Origin of the sequence: Stenotrophomonas sp. MH181796 (assembly GCF_009659995.1) — a bacterium.
Classification (GTDB): Bacteria; Pseudomonadota; Gammaproteobacteria; order Xanthomonadales; family Xanthomonadaceae; genus Stenotrophomonas; species Stenotrophomonas riyadhensis.
The window spans coordinates 183,030-206,873 of sequence record NZ_RAHU01000004.1 but is presented as its reverse complement, the minus strand read 5'-3'; the positions used below and the strand labels follow the sequence as shown (position 1 = coordinate 206,873).

General features: G+C 67.5%; 22 protein-coding genes. 5 read left to right on the top strand and 17 right to left on the bottom strand.

The annotated features are described in order from the left end of the window. Positions 1 to 30: 30 nt before the first annotated feature. Complete coding sequence (locus tag D5301_RS11255) at positions 31 to 549, bottom strand: hypothetical protein (protein WP_032130057.1); 519 nt, start codon at positions 547 to 549, stop codon at positions 31 to 33. A 183-nt stretch (positions 550 to 732) separates the two neighbouring features. Between D5301_RS11255 and D5301_RS11250 the strand changes: the two genes are divergently transcribed. Further along, on the top strand, positions 733 to 1,032 hold the full coding sequence (locus D5301_RS11250; protein ID WP_125895567.1) for a hypothetical protein: 300 nt from the start codon (positions 733 to 735) through the stop codon (positions 1,030 to 1,032). A 292-nt stretch (positions 1,033 to 1,324) separates the two neighbouring features. Here D5301_RS11250 and gcvH read toward each other — a convergent pair whose 3' ends face one another. The 9 genes from gcvH to nudE all read right to left on the bottom strand — a co-directional run bounded on the left by gcvH (position 1,325) and on the right by nudE (position 7,541). Then, entirely contained in the window at positions 1,325 to 1,720 is a 396-nt protein-coding gene (gene gcvH / locus D5301_RS11245; protein WP_005410701.1) for a glycine cleavage system protein GcvH, read from the bottom strand. A 94-nt stretch (positions 1,721 to 1,814) separates the two neighbouring features. Continuing rightward, entirely contained in the window at positions 1,815 to 2,927 is a 1,113-nt protein-coding gene (gene gcvT / locus D5301_RS11240) for a glycine cleavage system aminomethyltransferase GcvT (protein ID WP_153855732.1), read from the bottom strand. A 144-nt stretch (positions 2,928 to 3,071) separates the two neighbouring features. Then, positions 3,072 to 3,515 (bottom strand): NfeD family protein, encoded by a 444-nt coding sequence (locus D5301_RS11235; protein ID WP_153855731.1) that lies wholly within the window; start codon positions 3,513 to 3,515, stop codon positions 3,072 to 3,074. Position 3,516: 1 nt separating this feature from the next. Beyond that, a complete protein-coding gene (locus D5301_RS11230; RefSeq protein ID WP_005410704.1) occupies positions 3,517 to 4,476 on the bottom strand; it encodes an SPFH domain-containing protein in 960 nt (319 codons plus the stop codon). A 72-nt stretch (positions 4,477 to 4,548) separates the two neighbouring features. Continuing rightward, positions 4,549 to 4,851, bottom strand: coding sequence for a DUF962 domain-containing protein (locus tag D5301_RS11225; RefSeq protein WP_110713247.1), 303 nt, complete (start codon positions 4,849 to 4,851; stop codon positions 4,549 to 4,551). Positions 4,852 to 4,998: 147 nt separating this feature from the next. Beyond that, the gene (locus D5301_RS11220) at positions 4,999 to 5,328 is read right to left on the bottom strand and encodes a YnfA family protein (protein ID WP_110714367.1); all 330 of its coding nucleotides are present in this window, start codon (positions 5,326 to 5,328) and stop codon (positions 4,999 to 5,001) included. Next, on the bottom strand, positions 5,325 to 6,164 hold the full coding sequence (mazG, locus tag D5301_RS11215) for a nucleoside triphosphate pyrophosphohydrolase (RefSeq protein WP_153855730.1): 840 nt from the start codon (positions 6,162 to 6,164) through the stop codon (positions 5,325 to 5,327). The genes D5301_RS11220 and mazG overlap by 4 nt, the downstream gene beginning before the upstream one ends. A gap of 13 nt (positions 6,165 to 6,177) precedes the next feature. Further along, positions 6,178 to 6,981, bottom strand: coding sequence for a 3'(2'),5'-bisphosphate nucleotidase CysQ (gene cysQ, locus D5301_RS11210; protein WP_032130106.1), 804 nt, complete (start codon positions 6,979 to 6,981; stop codon positions 6,178 to 6,180). After that, positions 6,978 to 7,541 carry an ADP compounds hydrolase NudE gene (gene nudE, locus D5301_RS11205; protein ID WP_110713251.1) on the bottom strand — a complete coding sequence of 188 codons (564 nt, stop codon included), beginning with the start codon at positions 7,539 to 7,541 and terminating at the stop codon, positions 6,978 to 6,980. The genes cysQ and nudE overlap by 4 nt, the downstream gene beginning before the upstream one ends. A 77-nt stretch (positions 7,542 to 7,618) precedes the next feature. On the opposite strand from nudE, the gene bioA reads away from it, so the two are divergent. Then, positions 7,619 to 9,010, top strand: a complete 1,392-nt coding sequence (bioA, locus tag D5301_RS11200; RefSeq protein ID WP_228756387.1) for an adenosylmethionine--8-amino-7-oxononanoate transaminase — start codon at positions 7,619 to 7,621, stop codon at positions 9,008 to 9,010. Then, positions 9,001 to 9,738: a 16S rRNA (uracil(1498)-N(3))-methyltransferase gene (locus D5301_RS11195; RefSeq protein WP_110713254.1), complete on the top strand. Its 738-nt coding sequence runs from the start codon at positions 9,001 to 9,003 to the stop codon at positions 9,736 to 9,738. Before bioA ends, D5301_RS11195 begins: the two co-directional genes overlap by 10 nt. A 102-nt stretch (positions 9,739 to 9,840) precedes the next feature. Here D5301_RS11195 and D5301_RS11190 read toward each other — a convergent pair whose 3' ends face one another. The 7 genes from D5301_RS11190 to pilG all read right to left on the bottom strand — a co-directional run bounded on the left by D5301_RS11190 (position 9,841) and on the right by pilG (position 21,752). Next, positions 9,841 to 10,305 carry a chemotaxis protein CheW gene (locus D5301_RS11190; RefSeq protein ID WP_110713256.1) on the bottom strand — a complete coding sequence of 155 codons (465 nt, stop codon included), beginning with the start codon at positions 10,303 to 10,305 and terminating at the stop codon, positions 9,841 to 9,843. Next, on the bottom strand, positions 10,302 to 11,639 hold the full coding sequence (locus D5301_RS11185) for a chemotaxis protein CheB (protein ID WP_324187308.1): 1,338 nt from the start codon (positions 11,637 to 11,639) through the stop codon (positions 10,302 to 10,304). The genes D5301_RS11190 and D5301_RS11185 overlap by 4 nt, the downstream gene beginning before the upstream one ends. Then, positions 11,626 to 18,261: an Hpt domain-containing protein gene (locus D5301_RS11180; RefSeq protein ID WP_153855728.1), complete on the bottom strand. Its 6,636-nt coding sequence runs from the start codon at positions 18,259 to 18,261 to the stop codon at positions 11,626 to 11,628. Before D5301_RS11180 ends, D5301_RS11185 begins: the two co-directional genes overlap by 14 nt. Before the next feature lie 100 nt (positions 18,262 to 18,361). Next, entirely contained in the window at positions 18,362 to 20,398 is a 2,037-nt protein-coding gene (locus D5301_RS11175) for a methyl-accepting chemotaxis protein (RefSeq protein WP_032130100.1), read from the bottom strand. 41 nt (positions 20,399 to 20,439) lie between these two features. After that, positions 20,440 to 20,970: a chemotaxis protein CheW gene (locus D5301_RS11170; protein ID WP_005410716.1), complete on the bottom strand. Its 531-nt coding sequence runs from the start codon at positions 20,968 to 20,970 to the stop codon at positions 20,440 to 20,442. Beyond that, positions 20,970 to 21,332: a response regulator gene (locus tag D5301_RS11165; protein ID WP_005410717.1), complete on the bottom strand. Its 363-nt coding sequence runs from the start codon at positions 21,330 to 21,332 to the stop codon at positions 20,970 to 20,972. Before D5301_RS11165 ends, D5301_RS11170 begins: the two co-directional genes overlap by 1 nt. 18 nt (positions 21,333 to 21,350) lie before the next feature. Further along, positions 21,351 to 21,752, bottom strand: coding sequence for a twitching motility response regulator PilG (pilG, locus tag D5301_RS11160; protein ID WP_005418455.1), 402 nt, complete (start codon positions 21,750 to 21,752; stop codon positions 21,351 to 21,353). Between the two features lie 240 nt (positions 21,753 to 21,992). Between pilG and gshB the strand changes: the two genes are divergently transcribed. After that, a complete protein-coding gene (gshB, locus tag D5301_RS11155; RefSeq protein ID WP_153855727.1) occupies positions 21,993 to 22,940 on the top strand; it encodes a glutathione synthase in 948 nt (315 codons plus the stop codon). Continuing rightward, the gene (locus tag D5301_RS11150) at positions 22,940 to 23,824 is read left to right on the top strand and encodes an energy transducer TonB (RefSeq protein ID WP_110713262.1); all 885 of its coding nucleotides are present in this window, start codon (positions 22,940 to 22,942) and stop codon (positions 23,822 to 23,824) included. Before gshB ends, D5301_RS11150 begins: the two co-directional genes overlap by 1 nt. Positions 23,825 to 23,844: the final 20 nt, after the last annotated feature.

The following is a 23,844-nucleotide window of genomic DNA, read 5'->3' as shown; positions in this document are numbered from 1 at the left end:
GGGTTTCAGGATGCGGCTATCGGGAAGTACTTAGATCAGCGGCGCCGGGGTGGCCGGCAGAGCGACCGGAGCGGCCTTCTTCTTGCGGGCGGCCGGCTTGCGCTTGGCAACCTTCTTCGCTGCCTTCTTCGGGGCAGCCTTCTTGGTGGCCTTCTTCGCGGTCTTCTTCACTGCCTTCTTGGCGGTCTTCTTGACGGCCTTCTTGGCAGTGGCCTTCTTCGCGACCTTCTTGGCCGGCTTGCGGGCCGTTGCCTTCTTGGCAGTCTTCTTGGTGGCCTTCTTGGCTACCTTCTTGACGGCCTTCTTCGCGGTCTTCTTGACGGCCTTCTTGGCGGTGGACTTCTTGGCTACCTTCTTCGCCGCCTTCTTCACTGCCTTCTTCGCAGTGGTCTTCTTGGCGACCTTCTTCGCAGCCTTCTTCACTGCCTTCTTGGCGGTCGCCTTCTTCGCGACCTTCTTCACTGCCTTCTTGGCAGCGGCCTTCTTCGCGACCTTCTTCACCGCTTTCTTGGCGGCGGGCTTCTTCTTCGCAGCTTTCTTGGTTGCCATGGGATGGCTCCTCGTCAGTGATAGGGAGTTGAAACGCCCAGGTGGATCAAACCCGCGGATGCTGCGTGCGGGGACCGCCGGCGCGTCAGGCGCGCCGTTACGGATGCGGCAATGCCCGCCTCGATCGGCGGAGCGGGCATCGGAACGGGAGTTGCCTTGCATTTCTCCGGGGGAAGCGGGGCCATGTCCACCGTCATCAGGGTCGCGGTGGTCTTGAAGGGGCTGCTTCGCATCGGACGATTGATTCTGCGCACTCGGTTGGGCAGGCAAGGTCTGCTGAGGCGAAACCTAATCACGGTTTTTTTTACTGTCAACAACCCCCGCGAAAAATTTTCACATCCGCGCCATCCCGGACGCCGCCCTCGCCACCGCCGTGCGCGCCCTGCAACGACCATTGAAGCGGCGCGCACGCGCGCCGCATACGACGAAGTCGATGCGCTCTCTGAACAAAAAACACTTGAAATAAGCACTCTGCGCAGATAGGCACATGTTCCGGACAACAGCGCACGTGCATCGCCGATGGTCACCCGCACCGTCGCCGACGCCAGCACAACGGGGCCGCAACGGGGGGCGAAAAGTTTTCACATTCGATCGCTTCGGCGCGGGGCGGAAACGCGGATTTGCGCAAAACTGCGCACGCTGATCGGCACCGTTCGTCTGTCGGCTGATGCCACGCCGAGGGTGCAGAGCGAACCCGCCGTCATGAGTCCGACGCACTCGCCAAAACAAAAACGGCCACCCGAAGGTGGCCGTTCCAGAACCCGGAAGTGACGACTCAGTGGTCGTCGTTTTCCAGGGCTTCGGCATACGCGTCCGGATCCAGCAGTTCGTTGACCTCTTCAGCGTTGGTCAGTTCGACCACGAACATCCAGCCTTCGCCGTAGGCATCTTCATTGATGGTTTCCGGCTTGTCGGACAGCGCCGAGTTGACCTCGACGACCTTGCCGCTGATCGGGCTGTAGACGTCCGAGGCGGCCTTCACCGACTCGACAACGGCGATCTGCTCGCCAGCCTTTGCGTCGGCGCCGACTTCCGGCAGTTCGACGTAGACCAGGTCACCCAGCAGGCCCTGGGCGTGGTCGGAAATACCGACGGTGACGCGGCCATTGCCTTCGACACGGGCCCACTCATGGGACTTGAGGAACTTGAGGTCGCCGGGGATCTCGCTCATGGGACTGCTCCAGAGATATGCAGGGGGTGGAAAAAACGGGGCTAGTGTAACCAACCGGCCGCCACTGCTGTCAGTGACGATCGGCAGTTTCGGATCAGGCGTCGGCGAGCACGCCGGGCTGGGCCTGGCCTTCGCGCACGAACGGGAACTTGACCACGCGCACCGGCACCTGCCGGCCGCGGATGTCGACGGTGACCTCGCCAAGCTCACCGGCCGGCACGCGGGCAAAGGCGATGCCCTTGGCCAGGGTCGGCGAGAAGGTGCCGGACAGGATCTCGCCCTGGCCGCCCGCGGTGGTCACCGCCTGGCCGTGGCGCAGCACGCCCTTCTCGTCCATCACCAGGCCGATCATCTGGCGTGCGGTGCCGGCAGCCTTCTGCGCTTCCAGCACGTCGCGGCCGATGAAGTCGCGGCCTTCGTCCAGCGACACGGTCCAGGCCAGTGCCGCTTCGTACGGGCTGATCTCTTCGTCCATGTCCTGGCCGTACAGGTTCATGCCAGCTTCGAGGCGCAAGGTGTCGCGCGCGCCGAGGCCGGCCGGCTTCACGCCAGCCGCCAGCAGGCGGTTCCAGAACGCGACCACGGCATCCTGCGGCAGCAGGATCTCGAAACCGTCCTCACCGGTGTACCCGGTGCGAGCGACAAACAGCTCGACAGCGTCGTCCGACTGCACCTGCAGGGCGGCGAAACGGCCCAGCTTGGCCAGCGCTGCGCGATCGCTTTCGCGGGCCAGGCCGATGACGATGTCGCGTGCCTGCGGGCCCTGCACGGCGAGGATGGCCAGGTCCGGGCGCTGTTCGACCGAAACGCCGAACGGCGCAGCCTGCTCACGCAGCCAGGCCAGGTCCTTCTCGCGGGTGGAGGCATTGACCACCATGCGGAAGAAATCGTCGCCCAGGTAGTAGACGATCAGGTCATCGATGACGCCGCCGCGCGGATTCAGCATGCACGAATACAGTGCCTTGCCGGTCACCTTCAGCTTGTCGACCGAGTTGGCCAGCAGGCGGCGCAGGAACGGCTTGACCTGGTCACCGTGCAGGTCGACCACGGTCATGTGGCTGACGTCGAATACACCGGACTCGCGACGCACCAGGTGGTGCTCGTCGAGCTGCGAGCCGTAGTGGATGGGCATGTCCCAACCCCCGAAATCGACCATCTTGGCGCCAAGGGCGCGGTGGGTATCGTTGAGCAGCGTCTTCTGGGTCATGACCGGGTCCGGCAGCAGAGGAAACAAGAATCCCCATTATCCCAGATCGGTCGCCCGCAGGCGTGCCGCAGCGCAGCGGGAGAGCTGTAGAGCCGAGCCCATGTTCGGCTGCTCTTCGTGCAGGAGCCGAGCGTGGGCTCGGCTCTACAGGGGACGGTCTGCAGCCTCGACCCGTAGCGTGCTGCCCTGCACCGCCACCACCCGTACCAGGCTACCGGCCTGCAGATCCGGTCCACTCACCTGCCAGGACGCATCATCGATGCTGACCCGTCCCTGGCCGCCGACGATGGCCTGCTGCAGTGCGACCTCCCGGCCGATCAACTGCTCCGTGCGGCGGTTGAGCAGCGGCGCATCGCTGGGCCGTGCCCGCGATCGCCCCCAGCGCCGGTAGCACTGGATCGAGACCACGCTCAGCAGGACGAAAGCAATCACCTGCCACAACAGCGGAATGTCACTGAACACCGCAACCAGTACGAACACCGCCGCCGCACCAATGCCGATCCACAGCATGAACGCACCCGGCGCCAGCGCTTCGGCCGCGAACAGCAGCAGCGCCAACGCACCCCAACCGACGACTTCCCAGCGCATGTCAGCCTCCGAGCGGCGGCGGCCGCTTGCCGGCGGCCTTGTTGTCCTGGCTGGCCAGCGCCTGTTTTGCCAGTTCGGCCACGCCTGCGATCGAACCGATCACGCCACTGGCCTCCATCGGCATCAGCACCAGCTTCTGGTTCGGCGAACTGGCCAGTTCCTTGAACGCTTCCACGTACTTCTGCGCGACAAAGTAGTTGATCGCCTGCACGTCACCCTCGGCGATCGCTGCCGACACCACCTTGGTCGCCATCGCTTCGGCCTCGGCCAGGCGTTCGCGCGCCTCGGCATCGCGGAACGCGGCTTCGCGGCGGCCTTCAGCCTCCAGCACGGTGGCCTGCTTCTCGCCATCGGCGCGCAGGATCTCCGACTGCCGTGAACCTTCCGCTTCGAGGATCTGCGCACGCTTCTCGCGCTCGGCCTTCATCTGCCGCGCCATCGCATCCAGCAGATCGCGTGGCGGCTGGATGTCGCGGATCTCGATACGATTGACCTTCACACCCCAGGGATTGGTGGCATGGTCGACCACGCTCAGCAGCTGGGCATTGATCACCTCGCGCTGGCTGAGCGATTCATCCAGGTCCATCGAACCGATCACGGTACGGATGTTGGTCTGCACCAGGGCGATCATCGCCACTTCCAGGTTGGCCACCTCGTAGGCGGCCTTGGCCGCATCCAGGACCTGGAAGAACACCACGCCATCCACGCGCACGGCCGCGTTGTCCTTGGTGATCACTTCCTGGCTGGGCACGTCCAGCACCTGTTCCATCATGTTCACCTTGCGCCCGACCCCGTAGACGATCGGGATCAGGAAGTGCAGGCCCGGCGTCATGGTGTGGGTGTAGCGGCCGAAGCGCTCAACGGTCCATTCATACCCCTGCGGCACCATCCGCACCGCCTTGAACAGGATCACCACGGCCACGAAGGCCAGTACCACGGTAAAGAACATGGTCGGGAACATCGCGCTTTCCTTATCTATATCTATGTCGCCCAGGCCCCAGCATAGCGCGTGAGGACGGCGGGCACAGCGAGGCTACCAGGGCACCCGCCCACGCAGGATGTCGGCGAACATCACCCAGTCGCCCATGAATGAATACAGCGGGTGCTGGAAGGTGGCCGGGCGGTTCTTCTCGAAGAAAAAATGGCCGACCCAGGCGAATCCGTAACCACAGAACAGAGCACCGAGCAGAAACATCGGCTGGCCGCGCAGCGCGGCAACGGCGACCAGCAACAGCACGCCGCAGCTGCCGATGAAATGCAGGCGCCGCGAGACCGGGTGGCGGTGCTCGTCCAGATAGAACGGGTAGAACTCACGGAAGCTGGCGAAGCGGGACATGTGTGTGCTCCGGGCCATCACTGCCTACATCATGCACCTTCGGAGGCGGCAGCGCTGCGCGAGCATCCTTGCCCTTGGAGAGCCGAGCCATGCTCGGCTGCCTAGGCTCGACGGATACTGGCAGAAGCAGTCGAGCATGGCTCGACGCTACACCGAGGGCGTGCGCGGCCCGAACATGATCACCGCCATGCCGGCCAGGCACAGGGCTGCACCGAGCAGGTCCCAGCGGCTGGGGCGGATGCCGTCGACCAGCCACAGCCAGAACAGCGCGGTACCGATATAAACGCCACCGTAGGCGGCATAGACGCGGCCACTGGCGGTCGGATGCAGGGTCAGCAGCCACGCGAACAGGGCCAGGCTGGCCGCCGCCGGCAGCAGCAGCCAGATGCTGCCACCCTTGCGCAGCCACAACCACGGCAGGTAGCAGCCGACGATTTCGGCCAGCGCGGTCAGCAGGAACAGCGCAAGCGTCTTCACGCCTTCTCCGCCGCCTTGGCGTGCTGCCACAGCGCTTCCTGCGCATCCAGGTCCATCGACGCCAGCGCCCCACCCTGGGCGTCGGCCTGCGCTTCCATCGCACGGAAGCGGCGTTCGAACTTGTGGTTGGCCCCGCGCAGCGCCGCGCCCAGATCGATATCGGCGTGGCGGGCCAGGTTGGCGCAGACGAACAGCAGGTCGCCCAGCTCTTCCTGCAGGCGCGCCTTGTTGCCGGCGATGTCGCCGCGCTCGAACTCCTCGCGCAGCTCCTGCAGTTCCTCGGCGGCCTTGTCCAGCACCGGCAACGGGCCCGGCCAGTCGAAGCCGACCTTGGCCGCGCGCGACTGCAGCTTCACCGCCCGCTGCCATTCCGGCAGCCCGCGCGAGATGCCGGCCAGCGCGGAGGTATCCTGCTCGCCCTTGGCCGCGCGCTCGGCGCGCTTGATCGCCTCCCAGTTACGCGTCACGCCGTCGGCATCGTCAACGCTGACGTCGGCGAACACGTGCGGATGGCGGCGCTGCATCTTGTCGCTGATCGCGCGTGCGACTTCGGCGAAGGCAAAGGCGCCCTGCTCCTCGGCCATGCGCGCATGGAACACCACCTGCAGCAGCAGGTCGCCCAGTTCGTCGCAGAGATCATCCAGGTCGCCGCGGTCGATCGCATCGGCCACCTCGTAGGCTTCCTCGATGGTGTACGGCGCGATGGTCGCGAAGGTCTGCTCCAGGTCCCAGGGGCAGCCACCCTGCGGATCGCGCAGGCGCGCCATGATCGCCAGCAGGCGTTCCAGTTCATGGGCGGCGGCGCTGCCGCTGGTAGGGGTGTCATGCGCGCTCATGCGGCCTCCAGGGTCAATCGGACAACCAGTCGCGCCACGGCAGGCTGGTATCACCAAGGGCAATGAAATCGCCGTTCAACAGGGTCTCGCGGCGGTTGTAGCGGAACGGCTTGCCGGTCGCTGCCGACAGTACCGCACCGCCGGCGGCGTGCAGTACGCACTGGCCGGCGGCGGTATCCCATTCAGAGGTCGGGCCCAGCCGCGGATAGACATCCAGGCCACCTTCGGCGATCCGGCAGAATTTCAGCGACGAGCCCTGCGCGATGGTCTCGATGCGGCCCATGCGCGCCAGCAGCGCTTCGGTTTCCGGCGACCGGTGCGAGCGGCTGGCGGCAACCCGCAACGGTGCGGTGGCCGGTGTGCGGGTACGCAGCACAGTGTCGTGCAGGCCCTGGCGCCGATACGCCAGCTCGCCGCGCATGGCATGCCAGACGATGCCGGTCACCGGGGCCAGCACCACGCCGAAGGCCGGCGCGCCCTGGTAGATCAGCGCGATATTGACGCTGAACTCGCCGTTGCGCTTGACGAACTCACGGGTGCCATCGAGCGGATCGACCAGCCAGTAGGCGCCCCAGTGGCGGCGCTGTTCCCAGGGGACCTGCGCCGATTCCTCGGACAGGATCGGCAGATCCGGGGTCAACTGCTGCAGGCCCTGCTCGATCACCTGGTTGGCGGCCAGGTCGGCGGCGGTGACCGGGCTGTTGTCATCCTTGATCTGCACATCGAAGCCATCGGCATAGACCTGCATGATGGCCTGTCCGGCTTCCTGGGCAATGGCGATGGCGGTCTCGCGCAGGTCCGTGGTCAGTTTGATCATCGCGTTCCCTGCAGCCACTGGCGGGCGATGAACAGCGCTGCCAGCGAGCGTCCCTCGGAGAAGTCTTCGCGCAGCATCAGCTGGTCCAGCTCGGCCAGCCTCCACGGTACGACTTCCAGTTCTTCCGGCTCGTCGCCGGCCAGCTTTTCCGGGTACAGGTCGCGCGCCACCACCAACCACGACTGGTGGCTCATGTAGGTCGGGGCCAGGGTCATCGCGCGCAGCACGTCCACCCGGCGCGCGCCGTAACCGGCCTCTTCCTTCAGTTCGCGGTCGGCCGCCTGCTCCGGCGTCTCGCCGGCATCGATCCGGCCCTTGACCAGGCCCAGCTCGTAGCGGTGCATGCCGGCCGCGTATTCACGTACCAGCAGTACGGTCTCGTCATCGAGCATCGGCACCACCACCACCGCGCCATGACCCCGGCTGACCAGGCGCTCGAAGCGGCGGCGTTCGCCGTTGGAGAACTCCAGGTCCAGGTGCTGGCGCTGGAAGGGGCCGTTCTCCTCATCGGTGATCCGATGGATGATCGGCAAGCGACGGCCGGCACGGTCATCGTTCATGCGGAATCTCCGCGGCGGCCGGCGCCTGCGCCGGGGCCGATAGAATGTGCAGGCAGCAACATGTTCATGAGCCCGAAATGCTAGCAGACCCAACCCCTTCCCCGCTGGCCCAGCACTGGCGGCAGCGCGACCTGCAGGTGCTGTGGCACCCGTGCACGCAGATGCGTGAACACCCGGACACCCTGCCGCTGGTACCGATCGCCCGCGGCGAAGGTGCCTGGCTGATCGACCACGACGGCAACCGCTATCTGGATGCGGTCAGCAGCTGGTGGACCAACCTGTTCGGCCATGCCGAACCGCGCATCGGTGGCGCCATCGCCGCCCAGGCCACGCAGCTGGAACAGGTGATGCTGGCCGGATTCGGCCATGAGCCGGCCATCACCCTGGCCGAACGCCTGCTGGCGCTGGCCCCGCGCCAGCCTGGCCGCGAACCGCTGGCCAAGGTGTTCTACGCCGACAACGGTTCCGCCGGCGTGGAAGTGGCGCTGAAGATGGCCTTCCAGTATTTCCAGAACCGTGGCGAGCCGCGGCGCACGCGCTTCATCGCACTCGAAAATGGCTACCACGGCGAAACCCTGGGCGCGCTGGCGCTGGGTGACATCCCGCTGTATCGCCGCGTCTACGCGCCGCTGCTGGCCGAAGGACTGTTCGCGCCCTCGCCCGACGCTTACCTGGCCGAGCCCGGCCAAAGCGCAGCCGATCGCGCGCGGCAGGCGGCGGATGGACTGGCCACGCTGTTCGACCAGCATCCGGGCGAGATCTGCGCGGTGATCCTGGAACCTCGCCTGCAGTGCGCGGGCGGCATGCGCATGCATGACCCGGTGTACCTGCAGCGCGTGCGCGAACTGTGCGATGCCCACGGCGCGTTCATGATCGCCGACGAGATCGCCACCGGCTTCGGCCGCACCGGCACCCTGTTCGCCTGCGAGCAGGCCGGGGTGATGCCGGACCTGATGTGCCTGTCCAAGGGCCTGACCGGCGGCTTCCTGCCACTGGCCGCCGTGCTGGCGACGCAGGCACTGTACGACGCCTTCCTCGACGACTCGCGCGAGCGCGCGTTCCTGCACTCGCACAGCTACACCGGCAACCCGCTGGCCTGCGCGGCCGCGCTGGCGACGCTGGACATCTTCCGCGACGACGATGTGATCGCCCGCAACCGCGGCATCGCCTCGGTGATGGGCACGCTGACTGCACCGTTCAGCGACCATCCGCACGTGGCCGACGTGCGCCAGGCGGGCATGGTGGTGGCGTTCGAGCTGTCGCGCGACGGCAACAAGCGCACCCCGTTCGACCCGGCGCTGCGGCTCGGCCTGCACGCCTACAAGGCCGCGCTGAAGCGCGGTGTGGTGCTGCGACCACTGGGCGACGTGCTGTACTGGATGCCACCCTACTGCGTGGATGACGAACAACTGGAGCTGCTGGCACATACCACGCTGGCAGCGATTGACGAGGCGATTGCATGCGCGTGACCCGCTGTCCCATCGACCTGGCGCTGCACAGCGGCCAGACCGTGACCCTGCCGGAAGAGACGGCCAACCACCTGGTGCGGGTGATGCGCCTGCGCGAGGGCGATACCTGCGTACTGTTCAACGGTGACGGCCACGACTACAGCGCCACCCTGACTGTGGCCGGCAAGCGCGAGGTACAGGTCCGCATCGACGCCGTGCAGGCCATCGACACTGAATCGCCGCTGGCGATCACTCTGCTGCAGGGCATCGCCCGCGGCGAGAAGATGGACCTGATCCTGCAGAAGGCCACCGAACTGGGCGTGGCGGCGATCATTCCGGTCAACGCCGAGCGTACCGAGGTGAAGCTCGATGCAGCACGGGCGGAGAAGCGCGTGGCGCACTGGAACAACGTGGTGACCTCAGCCTGTGGCCAGTCCGGGCGCGCGCGCATTCCGCAGGTGGGCCCGCCGCTGTCGCTTGCGCAGGCGGCAGCGGCGCTGCCAGTGGATACGCTTCGGTTGACCCTGGACCCGCAAGGCGCGCACCGGCTGTCGACGCTGGACGCCGCCCCCGTCGGGGGCATCGTGATCGCGATCGGTCCGGAAGGCGGCTGGTCGCCGCGCGACCGGGATCAACTGGCGGCGGCGGGGTTCCAGGGCCTGCAGCTGGGCCCGCGCATTCTGCGCACCGAAACCGCCGGCCTGGCCGCGATTGCAGCACTGCAGGCGCGGTTGGGCGATCTGGGCTGAGGCTGATTCGTGGTAGTGCCGGCCGCAGGCCGGCATCCACGGGATCATGAGGCTGCCGGCCAGCGGCCGGCACTACCGGGAATCCGACCGGCGGATGTCCGATCAGGCCGCCAGCGATTCCAGCGCGGCTTCCAGCGCATCCAGGTTCGGCAGCAGCGCACTCTTTTCGCCCAGCAGCACGCGCATGTGCACGATCTGCGGCAGGGTTTCCTCGGAGGCGTCGGCCAGCAGGCCGTCGCGCGGCACCGAGATCAACTGCGGGAAATTCTGCGTCAGCAGCGCATAGTAGGGGCGCTGCGCGTTGCCGCTCAGGGCCTTCAGCACCACTACCTTGTTGTGGCCGCTCACGGCTTCTTCGCCCAGACCGGACAGCCGTGCGAACGACACCAACGGCACCTGCCAGCCATGCCAGCCGATCTCGCCGACCAACCAGCGCGGGGCATCGGAGACTGGCTGCACCGGCACGCGCGACATCATTTCGGCCACCGTGGCATTGGGCAGCAGCACGCGCTCATTGCCGGCCTGGATCAGGACGCCGCGGATCTCATCATTGCTGGCGTAGCTCATGGTGCCTCTCCGTTGTCGTCTTCCACGCCCCAGCGCGCGGCAATGGCCTGCGCCAGTTCCTGCGGTTCTCCGGCGACCCTGCCGGCCGCAACCACGGCCGTGGCCGCAGCCGGGTCATAGCAGCCCTCACCCACCTGCCCGGCCACCCAGGCACCGGCGGCCGCCAGGTCCAACGCCGGTCCGACGTGGGCCAGATCGGCACCACTGAGCAGTACCAGCGCGGTGTGGTCAGCCGGCAGCGCGGCAATCGCGATCCCCTGCGCGTCGCTGATGAAATGCAGGCCATCGCTGGCCGCACGTACGCCGATATCATCGGCCAGCACGTGCACTTCACCGGGTGTGGCGCGCTGGCCGGCTTCGGCCAGTTGCACCGGCAGCGGCGATACGCGTGCCATCTGCTTGACGAGATTGCCGTAACGACCGCCATCCAGGCGCATGTGCACCAGGACCGGCACGCTCAGCGAAGACGGCAACGCGCCGAGCAGGCGACGCAGCGCATCCGGGCCACCGATGCCGGCCAGCACCAGCAACGATCCGGCACGTGCACCCACAGGCGCAGCAGCGTCCAGATCGACCAGGCTGAGGTGGTCGGTATCGAAAGAAGGCAACGGCGCGTCGTCGGCAATGTTGCTGACGGTGGCCGGCGCGTCCACCGCGTCCTCGACCAGCGACCACGCGGTGTGGTCGAAGGAGATCGGCGGCACGGCCGGTGCTGCAGCAACGGGCTCAGCCAGCGACGGCGGTACTGCTGCCTCCAGCGGCTCCGACACGATCGGCTGCAGCGCGGCCAGTGCCTGCTCCAGTGCGATCGGCTCGTGCAGTTGTGCAGGGGGGGAATACAGGCTGTCGGCCGGCACCTCGTCGGCCCAGCTCAGCGCCTGGTCCAGATGCGGTTGCAGCGCCTCTTCCTGCGGTGCCGGTGCCGGTGCCGGGTGGCCCGGTTCCAGCTGCAGGCTGGGCTCGTCCTCGGCCCCTGGCGGCAGTACCTGCTGGTGGCCGTGCAGCTTGGCGGCCAAGTGGCGGCCCCAGCGCTGGGCTTCCCAGCCATCGCGGCGCGCGGCCAGCTCGGCCTCGTCGAAGACCAGGGTCAGGCCCGGGGCGGACAGCACGCTTTCCAGGCGCTCAAGTGCATCCTCGATGGCCGCCTCGAGGGCGATCACCACGATCTGCGGACGGGCGTCCTGCAGCAGCTGCGGCTCCAGGCTGTTCGGGTCGTCTTCCAGCACCAGCTGCACATCCGCATGCGACAGCGCCTCGCGCAGGCGCTCACGCGCCGCACCGGGGCGGGCCAGCAGGGCCACGGCCGGAGCCGCTTGGGTTTCACTCACGGACACGGGCGATCCCCAGCAGGTCGTACACGTTACGCATCAGGTCCAGTTCCTGGTACGGCTTGCCCAGGTAACGCTGGACGCCGATCTCGAAGGCGCGCTGGCGGTGTTTGTCGCCGCTGCGCGAAGTGATCATCACGATCGGCACATCCTTGTAGCGCGGGTCGGCACGCATCGCGGTGGCGAGCTCGTAGCCATCCATGCGCGGCATCTCGATATCCAGCAGCATCAGGTCGGGCACGCGCTCTTCCAGGCGTTCCAGCGCTTCCACGCCATCGCGGGCGACGCTGACCTCGAAGTTGTGGCGTTCGAGGATGCGGCCGGTGACCTTGCGCATGGTCAGCGAGTCGTCGACCACCATCACCAGCGGCACCTGGCGCTCCTGGCGCGGCGCATTGGCCAGCACGGGCAAGGTCGGGTTGGCGAGGAAGCGGCGCACCAGCGGCGCCACGTCCAGGATCACCACCACGCGACCATCGCCGGTGATGGTGGCGCCGTAGATGCCCGGCACCGATGCGATCTGCAGGCCGACCGGCTTGACCACGATTTCGCGGTTGCCCAGCACCTGGTCGATCGCCACGGCGGCACGCAGATCACCGGCGCGGACCAGCAGCAGCGGCACCTGGTCCTGGCCATCGGCACGCGCCGGGGCCTGGCCTACCAGGCTGCCGAGGTCGTACAGCGGATAGTCCTCGCCGCTGTAGCGGTAGCTGCTGTCGGCGGCTTCGAAACGCTCGCGCGACAGACGGCCGATACCACTGACCGAGGCGACCGGCACTGCAAAGGTGGTCTCGCCGATCTGTACGAACACCGCCTGGGTGACCGCCAGCGTCTGCGGCAGGCGCAGGGTGAAGCGCACGCCCTGGCCCCGCACCGACTGGATGTCGACCGAGCCACCGAGCTGGCGCACTTCGTTGCGCACCACGTCCATGCCCACGCCACGGCCGGCCAGCTGGCTGACCTGGTCGGCGGTCGTGAAGCCGGAAGCGAAGATCAGGTTGTCCAGCTCCTGCTCGTTCGGTTGTGCGTCGGCCGCCAGCAGGCCCCGGTCGATGGCACGGCGGCGGATCGCTTCGCGATCCAGGCCAGCGCCGTCATCGGCCACTTCCAGCACGATTTCCGAGCCTTCGCGGTGCAGGCGGATGGCGATCTCGCCTTCCTCCGGCTTGCCGGCGGCGCGACGCTGTTCCGGCGCTTCCAGGCCATGGGCCACGGAGTTGCGCAGCATGTGTTCCAGCGGCGCGACCATGCGGTCGAGGACGTTGCGGTCCAGTTCGCCGTGGGTGCCTTCCAGGGTCAGGTGGACCTGCTTGCCGGTATCCATGCCGGACTGGCGGACCACGCGGCGCAGGCGCGGCACCAGACCATCGAACGGCACCATGCGCGCACGCATCAGGCCATCCTGCAGCTCGGAGCTGACGCGTGACTGCTGCTGCAGCAGCGAATCGTACTGGCGCGACAGATCGTCCAGCACGCCCTGCAGGCCCCCCAGGTCGGCCGCCGACTCGTTCAGCGCACGGCTGAGCTGCTGCAGGGTGGAGAAGCGGTCCAGTTCCAGCGGATCGAACTTCTGGTCGGCCTGGTCCTGTTCGCGCTGGTAGCGGGCGACGATCTGCGCCTCGGTTTCCAGGTCGAGGCGGCGCAGCTGGTCGCGCAGTCGCGCATTGGTGCGTTCCAGTTCGCCCATGGCGCCACGGAAGGCACCCAGCTGCTGTTCCAGGCGCGAGCGGTAGATCGCCACTTCACCGGCATGGTTGACCAGGCGGTCGAGCAGATCGGCGCGCACGCGCACCTGCTCCTGCTGCGGACGCGCCAGCGGATCTTCATCGACCACGCCCTCGGCCGGCAGCGGTGCCGACAGCGGGATATCGACCAGGGCAGTCGATGGGCTGATGGTCTGCGCCGGAGCCGCCTCGACCACACTGGCCCCGTGCGCGGCCGCCACGGCCGCTGCGATATCGGTGGTGGTGCGGACTTCAAAGGCTTCGACCAGATCCTGCGCCGGCTCCACCACGCGGTGCGCGCCGGTGCGGGTGAGCAGCTGGTGCAGGCGATCGAACCCACGCTCCAGCAACTGCACGTCGCGGCGCTCGATCTCGGTACGGCCCGCGGCCACGGCCTCCAGCAGCGATTCGATGCTGTGGCCAAGGTCGCCGATGGCGTTGATGCCAGCCATGCGTGCGCCACCCTTCAGGGTGTGCAGATCACGCTGCAGGCCGGCCAGTACCTCGCGGTCCTGCGGCGCATCGCGCAGTTCGCTGATCAGGCCATCGCAATGATCCAGCAGGTCCTTGCCTTCCTCGACGAAGATATCGACCAGTTCGCGGTCGTACACGCTGAAATCGAGCGCATCAACGCCATCGGCGCTGTCTTCCAGAGCGGCGGCTCCATCGTGGGCCGGCAGGTTGGCGGCGGCTTCGGACTCGACAGGCTCGGCATCGACATGGACCGTGCCCTGCCCCGGTGCGTCTTCGAGTTCGAAGAAGCGTACCGGCCCGCCGGAGGCCTGCAGTGCGTCCGCTGCGACCTCCTCATTCACCGTCGCCGGGGACGGCTGATCGGCGCTCTCTCCTTCACCGATCGCCGCCTCCCCGCCGACGTCCGCATCCTCGGCAAAGGCTTCCGCCTCGCCCGGCGCGAGTTCGCTGGCCTGGAGGCCGAGCACGGGCCATTGCCCGTCGTCGTCCAGGGTCTGCTCTTCGTCGATCACGTGCAGGCCGGCCTCGAGCGCGGCTGCCAGCGTGACCGGTTCTGCAAAACCCGGCGCAGCCATTTCATCCTGCAGGCTCGACAGCTCGCTGTCGAGTGGCAGTGCAGCAGTGTCGTCGAAGTCGTTGCCGTCGACATCGCCCGGGCCTGCGGGCTGCTGCGTATTCAGGTCGATCGCGTCAGTTTCCGCAGGCGCAGCCAGCTCATCCGTGTCGCGGTCGTCCACCGGCAATGCGCTGGCGTCGAGGTACGGCGACAGGTCGTCCGCGGCAGTCAGTTCGGCTTCGGCGGCCGGCGTCGGTGCAGCCTCCACTTCGGCCGGCGCAACAACCGGCTCACTTTCAACCGGCTGGATCGATTCAAGCGATCCGGCATCCACGGTGACGGCTTCGCCCTCGCCCGGCACCGACGGCCATCCGGCATCGAAGTAGCGCGAAAGATCATCGCTGCCGGTCAGTTCACCGACGTCGAGACCGGTGTCGATCACGTCCGTGGTTTCCGGCACCTGCGCGCCAGCTGCAATCGGTTCCAGCACCGGCTCGGCAGGCTCGATCCCAGACCCGGTCGGCTCGAACGCGGAGGCATCCGGCGTGTCGACAGCGGCATCGAACTCCGGATCGGTCTCCAGCGGCAGCTCGTCGTCCTCGTCCTCCAGCCCGACCATCGGCCAGCGCGCTTCCGGCAGTTCGCCGGCCAGCGCCTGCAGGCGCTGCACCAGCGCTTCCTGCGGAACAATGCGCGGCTGCTCGGCCTGCAGCGCTTCCATGGTCGCGGTGATCGCCTGCGCGGTCGCCCCCAGTGCGGCAACGCCTTCGTCACCAGGCACCACGTCTGCAGCCAGTGCACGCTTGATGTAGGACTCGGCACCGCCAGTGACGGCAGTGATTTCCGGCACTTCGGTCATCGCGAAGGCGCCGTTCATGGTGTGCACCGCGCGCAGCAGCGCGTCGCTGACCGGCTGCGGTGCCTGCTGCGCCGAACGCAGCCAGTCCTGCAGGGTGGCCTGGTGGACTTCCACTTCGGCTTCGAGGATCTCGCGCAGCACGCTGTCGATATTGGCTGGCGTGCCCACGGCCTCGGGCACCGGCTCGGCTTCGGCCTGCACCGACGCGATGGCTTCGGCCTCGAGGATGCGGCTGATGTCGTCCTCGCCTTCGCTCCCGGCCTCCACCACCGGTGTCGCAGGTGCGACCGCAACCGGCAACGGTACGTAGTAGGTTTCCTCACCAGCGCCGACACGGTCGGCGATGGCCTGCATCGCCTGCAGGTCCACGCTGATGCGCTGGCCGTGGCGAAGCGCTGCGTTCAGCTGCGGCAACGCCGCGTGCGCGTTGTCGACCATGGCCAGCACGGCCGGCGAGGCCGGACGGCTACCGTCCAGCACGCGATTGAGCATGCCCTCGATCTTCCACGCGAACTCACCCAGGGTGCGGGCACCGACCAGGCGGCCACTGCCCTTGAGGGTGTGGAAGATGCGGCGGATCGGCCGCAGCCGGTCCATGTTGTCCGGCTGCATGCGCCATGCCGGCAGCAAGGTACCGAGGTTGGCCAGTTCGTCATCGAACTCTTCCAGGAACACCTCACGGATGTCCTCGTCGATGTTCTCGGCGTCATCATCGAAGCCCGCTTCAAAGCCCTCCTCGGCATCCACCGCGACTGGCGCTTCGACGACGGTCGGTGCCGCCGTTGCCTGCGGATTGAAGTCCGCAGCAGCCGCGCTCAGCTCGGCGAAGAACTGCGCGTCGGCTTCGCTGAAATCGATCGGCGCGATGGTGTCGATGTCGATCACCGACACCGCAGGTGCATCCGCCACAGGCGTCGGCGCGTCGGCACCGGGTGCCGGCGTGTCAATCGGTGCATCCGCAGGAGCGGTGCCCATTTCGACGGCAACAGGATTTTCGTCCTCCATCGTTGGCGCGCCGGCATCGGCGATCTCCAGCGACGGGTGCAGCGGGGCATCGTCGTCCAGCGACAGCGTCTCCATCGCATGCAGCGACAGCACATCGTCAGCGTTGTCCAGCGCGTCGGCGTCGAAGCGGAACACCACGTCGTCACTCGCCGGAGCAGCCTCGTGCTCGGCGGCCACCGGATCAAACACCGGCGCGGCATACGCATCGGCGTCGATGCTTGTCGTCGCAACTGCGCCTTCGTCGGCGTCCAGCGCGACTTCATCCGCCGGTGCCGGAGGCGTTGCCTCCGACAGCGTCCAGTGTGTTGCAGCGCCCTGCCCCGCGTCGGCCTGTTCGAAACTGACCGGATCGAAGCTGGCAAAGGTCGGGCTGCGCTCGTCGGCAGACGCGAGCGGATCGGCTTCCGGATGGAACGGCGCGAGATCCCACTGCGGCACCTCGGGCGCAGGCGCGCTCGAAGCCGCAAACACCAGCGGTGCATCCGCGTCGTCATGCAGCGACAGCGGTGCGGACGCAACCGTCCCCAGCGCGCCAAACATCAGGCTGTTGTCCACCACGTCCGGTGCAGGCGCGGCCGGTGGCGGGTCGAAGGTAAAGTCCGGCAGCGGCACCGGCACCGTGCCGGCGGCAGGCGCGGCCGGCTGCACCGGAATCTCGATGTGCTCCGGCTGCAGCGGCTCGGCCTGCAGCGTGACCGGCTCGCGCTCGATCAGCAGCGACGCAAACGCAATCGGCGCGGCTGCAACAGGTTCCGCCGCGTTGCGCTCCGGCAACGGCCAATAGCGCAGCGCTTCAAGGCTGCTGCGGGTGATGTCGAGGATGTCCTCGCGCCCCGGCCGACGGTCGCGCAGGGCTTCGAGGTAATACTCCAGGCTGGCCATGGCGTCGGCCAGGGTGTCCAGCTGGCGGCCACTGGGCACGCGCTGGCGACCGATCAGCTCGGCTTCGATGTACTGCTGCACACCGCGCAGGTAATCGGCAGCCATGCCCAGATCCAGCATGCGCAGCGCGCCGGACACATCGCCCAGCAGGCGCGGCACGTCCTGCAGCTCAGCATGGTTCCAGCTGGTTTCGATGAAGGCGACGAAATGCTCGCGGGCGGCGGCGAAGTTGGCGATGGCCTCATGTGCCAGCACCTCCACCGTGCGCCGGTTCTCGACCGCGCTCGGATCATCTTCGCCACTGCCACCGGCACCCAGATGGGCGACCTGGTCGTCCAGCGACGCGTCCACGTAGAGCAATGCGCCGGCGATATCCAGCAGCAGGTTCTCGTCGATCTGCTGGCGGCCTTCGACCACGCCACGCAGCGCATCGCGCTGCTGCACGACCACGCCACGGGCCACGCCCAGGCCCATCATGCCCAGCGTATCGGCCACGGCGCCAAGTTCGTTGGCCTGGGTCTGCAGCTGTTCGGGCGCACCGCCAGTACGCAGGTGCAGGTCCAGCGCATCCTTGATGCGCAGCAGTTCTTCCTTCACCGCGCTGCCCACGGTATCCAGCAGCTCGCGGTTGCGCCCGCTCAGGCTGCCACGGGCATGGTCCAGCTCGGCCTCGGTGGCGCTGACGCTGTCCGGCGCGAACGCCAGCAGCACGCTGTCATGCACCCCTTCTTCGCCCCGCGCGGCACGGATTTCGTTGAGCAGCGGCATCAGCACGATCGGAATGTCGCGGTGACCGTTCTGCAGGCGCTCCAGGTAATCGGGCAGCAGCACGCTGCCGCGCATCAGGGTCGCGCAGGCTTCATCGCGATCGGCCACGCCACCGGCACCGATGGCATTGGCCAGCTGCTCCAGCTCCTCGGCCACCATCGCCGGGGCGTACAGCTCGACCATGCGCAGGGTGCCCTGCACCTGGTGCAGGAAGCCGGCGCAGATGCGCATGCGGCTGGCATCGGTCGGGTCTTCCGCGTAGTACTCGACCTCGTTGCGCACCTGGCGCAGGGTCTCGTCCAGCTCGGGCTTGACCCAGCCCAGCGCTGCGTGGCTCATCGCATCGCGCAGACTGCTCATGGACGCGCTCCGTTCGCCGCCGCGCGGAGGCCGCGCGAGTTCTGGCGTGGGGAATGGAAATGCTTCATCGACTGGTTCCTTGCTCGCCGCCCTGCCCGCGTCACGCCGGCAGCTTGAAGTCGGCGACCGAACGACGCAGGTCGGCCGCCAGCTGCGCGAGGTGGCCGATCGATTCGGCGGTCTGCCCGGCACCCTGCGAGGTCTGGCCGGTGATCTGCCGGATCACGCCCATGGTGCGGGTGATGTCCGAGGCCGCAGCCGACTGCTGCTGGGCGGCGATGGAGATGTTCTTGATGAGGGTGTTCAGGGCGTTGGACACGCGCTCGATTTCGGTCAGCGCGGTGCCGGCGTCCTCGGCCAGGCGTGCACCGGACACCACTTCGGCGGTGGTCTGTTCCATCGAGGTGACCGCTTCGTTGGTATCGGCCTGGATCGCCTGCACCAGGTTCTCGATGCGTCGGGTCGCGCCCGAGGTGCGTTCTGCCAGGCGCTGCACTTCGTCGGCCACGACCGCGAAACCGCGGCCCGCTTCACCGGCCGAGGCCGCCTGCACCGCTGCGTTCAACGCCAGGATGTTGGTCTGCTCGGAAATGTCGTTGATCAGCTCCACGATCGAGCCGATTTCCTGCGAGGACTCACCCAGGCGCTTGATGCGCTTGGAGGTTTCCTGGATCTGGTCACGGATCTGGTCCATGCCCTGGATGGTCTCGCGCACCACGCCGGCACCTTCGGCGGCGATTACCACCGAGCGTTGTGCCACGTCGGCCGACTCGGCCGAGTTGCGCGACACCTGTTCGATGCTCGCCGCGATTTCGCCGATGCGGTCCGAAGCCGAGGTGATCTGGTTGGCCTGGTGGCCCGCCGCTTCTGCCAGCTGCATGGCGGTGGCCTGGGTTTCCTGGGTGGACAGCGCGACCTTGGCCGAGGTGTCGTTGATGGTGGTCACCAGGTGGCGCAGCTCGTCGACGGCGTAGTTGATCGCGTCGGCGATGGCGCCGGTCATGTCCTCGGTCACCGAGGCCTTCACCGTCAGGTCGCCCTCACCCAGCGAGGAGATTTCGTCCAGCAGCCGCATGATCGCCTGCTGGTTGCGGCTGTTGAACTCCACCTGGGTCTGGTAGCGCAGTTCCTGCTCGCGCGAGCGGCTGCGCACGTTGGTGGAGACGAAGCCGATGATCGCGATCAGCGACAGCGCACCGGACACCACGCCGATCCAGAAGTTCGGGAACAGGCGGGTATCGGACACCGAGCCGAACGAGGAGAACGCCTCGAACAGCTTGCGGCTGTCGTCCAGCATGTGTGCCGACCCCTGGCCCAGCGCAGTGGCCGCCGACTGTGCGGCGAACAGCTGGCGCGAGCTGGCCAGGATCGCGTCGGCGTCCTGCTTCATCGCTTCCCACTTCTGCTGCGACTGCTCCAGCGCGGCCACGGCGGCAGCACCGCGCACGGCGGTGATGCCCAGTTCCTCGTTGCCGTTGCGCAGGCCGTCGAGCACCTGCGAGAACACGGTGATGTCGCGTGCCAGTGCATCGCCGGACGTCGCCGCAGCGCTGCCACCGGCGCGCATTTCGGTCACGCGACGGGCCATGGAGCCGGCCACCACCACCTGCTGCAGGGCGCTGTACACCTGCGACGACGGCGCGCCGGAGGCGGACATCGCACGCACCAGCTCGTTCAGCTGTGCCTGCAGGCCCGGCACCGCGCCGGTGAAGTTGTTGGCATTGCCGGCCAGCGCCAGCACCGCCGGTTCACTGGCGACCAGCTGCCCGGCCTGCTTGCCCAGCGGCGCCCAGGTTTCGGCCAGGGTGGCGATCGCACCCGACACGCCCGGCTCCTTGCCGTAGCGCCCCTGCAGGGTCGACACGTTCTGTTCGATCGCGTTGCGGGTCGCCTTGAAGGCGGTGAACGCCTGCGCGTTGCCGCCCACCGCGTCACGGCCCTGGTTGGCCAGCTGCTGCGACAGCACCTGCAGGTCGGCTGCCTTGGAACCGGCATCGGCCAGGCGACTGCCCTGCCAGGTGGCGACGCCGGTGTTGACGCCGAACAGGATCATCGATGCCAGCAGCAGGAACAGCCAGAGGTTGCTGCCGCCCAGCCGCAGCTTGCCGGTCTTGGTGGCGTCCGAAGCAGTACTCATCGTTCAACCTCGATCTTCAATGCAGGGGGCGATGCCCGGCCTCAGGCCGCGGCTTGCCGGAATTCAGGGGTACGCGACAGCAGCGAGAGCGAGAACACGCCCCAGTCATGGCCGTCGGCATGGAAGGCGCGATCGACGAAGTGGCCGTAGCGCCCTTCGGCCAGCGTGCCGGCCGCGATCTGCTGGTCCAGTTCGAAGCTGCGCTGGCCGAACAGTTCATCGATGGTCAGCGCGACGTCGCCGCCGGCCTGGCGCATGATCAGCACGCGCTGGCCTTCCTGCTGCACGGTACGCGTGCCTTCCAGGAAGTACTTCAGGTCGACCACCGGGAACAGGTTGCCGCGCAGGTTGCCCACGCCCAGCAGCCACGGCTGCGCGCACGGTACCGGGGTCACCGGCGGCATCGGCACGATTTCCACCACTTCGCGGAAATCGGACACCAGCCGGCGCTGGCCGACGCGGTAACCCACGCCACGCCAGAGGTCCTGGGCGAACTGCCGTTCGGGCAGCTGCACCGCGTGGGCCAGGCTGCGCCGTTCGTAGGCTTCGAGAATGTCGAAGGGCGAGCGCATCAGGCCACCAGTTCGTTGATCCGCGCGATCAGTTCATCCTCGCGCGGCGGCTTGACGATGTAATCGGCCGCGCCCTGGCGCAGTCCCCATGCCTTGTCGGTTTCCATCGCCTTGGTGCTGACGATGATCACCGGAATGTGTTTGATCGCCGCATCACGGGCCATCGCACGGGTGGCCTGGAAGCCGCTCATGCCGGGCAGGACCACGTCCATCAGCACCAGCTGCGGCACCTGGTCGCGGACCAGCTGCAGTCCATCCTCGGCGTTGTCCGCTTCCAGCACCTCGTGGCCGGCACGGCGCAGCCACTGGGTGAACACCGCGCGGTCGGTCGGTGAATCCTCGATCAGAACGATACGAGCCATTGTGCCTTTCCCCCCTGGTCAGGCGTTGACGTATGTGCGGATGGCACCCAGCAGTTCTTCACGCGTGAAAGGCTTCGTCAGGTACTGCTCCGAGCCGACGATGCGTCCCCGCGCCTTGTCGAACAGGCCATCCTTGGACGACAGCATGATGACCGGGGTCGCCTTGAACAGCTGGTTGCCCTTGATCAGCGCACAGGTCTGGTACCCGTCCAGGCGCGGCATCATGATGTCGACGAAGATGATCTGCGGTTGCTGGTCTGCGATCTTGGCAAGCGCTTCGAAGCCGTCGGTGGCGGTGACCACCTCGCAGCCTTCGCGCTTGAGCAGCGTTTCCGCAGTCCTGCGGATGGTCTTCGAATCATCGATGACCATCACCCGGAGTCCTGCGAGTTCCCCGCCCGCAGTCGTGTTTTCAGTCATTGCCTATCCCCAAGCGCACGGCCCGATCTCTGGCGGGGGCCGCTACGAAAGCGTATCTATATCGCACTTTCCGCGCCCGCTTCAAGGCCGCCCCATGGCGCGGGGCATGGCGCCCTCCTGAACGTGACGGGTTTCGCAATGCGTGCGCGACCGCCGGGCGGACGCTGCGTTGCAGTACGGCGGGGAGGCGCGCGAGCGGCGTTGCCGCTACCATCAACGCCTTGCCTGACAGGTGCGCCCATGCCGTTGAACGTCATCGTGGTGATGGACCCCATCGCCCACATCAAGATCGCCAAGGACACCACCTTCGCCATGCTGCTGGAAGCCCAGCGCCGCGGCCATGCCCTGCACTACGTGCGCCCGGGCGGCCTGGCCCTGGAAGGTGGCGTGGCGGTGGCCCAGACCGCGCCGCTGCAGGTGCGCGACGACCCGGCCGGCTGGTATGAGCTGGGCGCGTTCAGCCGTACCGAGTTCGGCCCCGGCCAGATCGTGCTGATGCGCAGGGACCCGCCGGTCGACGCCGAATACATCTACGACACCCAGGTGTTGGACGTGGCCGCGGCCGCCGGCGCCTGCGTGGTCAACAATCCGCAGGGGCTGCGCGACTACAACGAGAAGCTGGCCGCCCTGCTGTTCCCGCAGTGCTGCCCGCCGACCCTGGTCAGCCGCGATGCCAAGGCGCTGAAGGCCTTTGCCCTGGAACACGGCCAGGCCGTCCTGAAGCCGCTGGATGGCATGGGCGGACGCTCGATCTTCCGCAGCGGCCAGGGCGACCCGAACCTGAATGTGATTCTGGAAACGCTGACCGACGGCGGCCACAGGATGGCACTGGCGCAGAAGTTCATTCCCGACATCACCGCCGGCGACAAGCGCATCCTGCTGGTCGATGGTGAGCCGGTCGATTACTGCCTGGCGCGCATCCCGCAGGGCGACGAATTCCGCGGCAATCTGGCCGCCGGCGGCCGCGGCGAAGGCCGCCCGCTGAGCGAGCGCGACCGCTGGATCGCCGCCCAGGTGGGCCCGGAGATGAAGCGTCGTGGCATGCGTTTCGTCGGCCTGGACGTGATCGGTGATTACCTGACCGAGGTCAACGTGACCAGCCCGACCTGCGTGCGCGAACTGGACGCCCAGTACGGGCTGAACATCGCTGGCACCCTGTTCGACGCACTCGAGGCCGGCCTGCGCTGATGCCGTCCGCCCCTGCCGTCCTGCCCCCGCCGCCGCGCGAAGCGCAACGGCTGGGGGCGACCATCGCGCTGTCTGTGCTGGTCCACGCCCTGCTGATCCTGGGCGTGGGCTTTGCCGTGAAGGGCGATGCACCGCTGGTGCCGACGCTGGAAGTGATCTTCAGCCAGACCCGCACCGCATTGACGCCGAAGCAGGCCGATTTCCTGGCCGCAGCCAACCAGGAAGGCGGTGGCGAGCACGACCGCGCGCAGCGTCCGCGCGACAACCAGGCCGGCATCGTGCCGCAGGCCCAGTCCGGAATCAGCCCGGTGCCACAGCAGCAGCAATCGGCCGCACCGGTTCCGCCGCCGCAGGCACGGGTGGTCAGCAGCCGCAATGGCGAAGAAATGGTGGCGCAGGCGCAGTCCCGGCCCACGCCGGATCAGCCCGAACCGGACGCACCGCTGAGCGCGCGCGAACAGCGCGACGTGGAGATGGCGCGCTTGGCCGCCGAAGTGCACCTGCGCTCGGCGCAGTACGCCAAGCGTCCGAACCGCAAGTTCGTGTCGGCCAGCACGCGCGAATATGCCTATGCCAATTACCTGCGCGCGTGGGTCGATCGCGCCGAGCGCGTAGGCAATCTGAATTACCCGGATGAGGCGCGGCAGCGGCGCCTGGGTGGCCAGGTGGTGATCAGCGTGGGCGTGCGCCGCGATGGCAGCGTGGAGAGCAGCCGGATCCTGCGTTCGAGCGGGACCCCGCTGCTGGATGAGGCGGCACTGCGGGTGGTGAAGCTAGCCCAGCCGTTCCCGCCGTTGCCGAAGACCGAGGATGAGATCGATATCCTGCAGGTCACCCGCACGTGGGTGTTCCTGCCGGGCGGCACCCTGCACGACGATCGGTAGGGTTTTGTTGCCCGGACCTG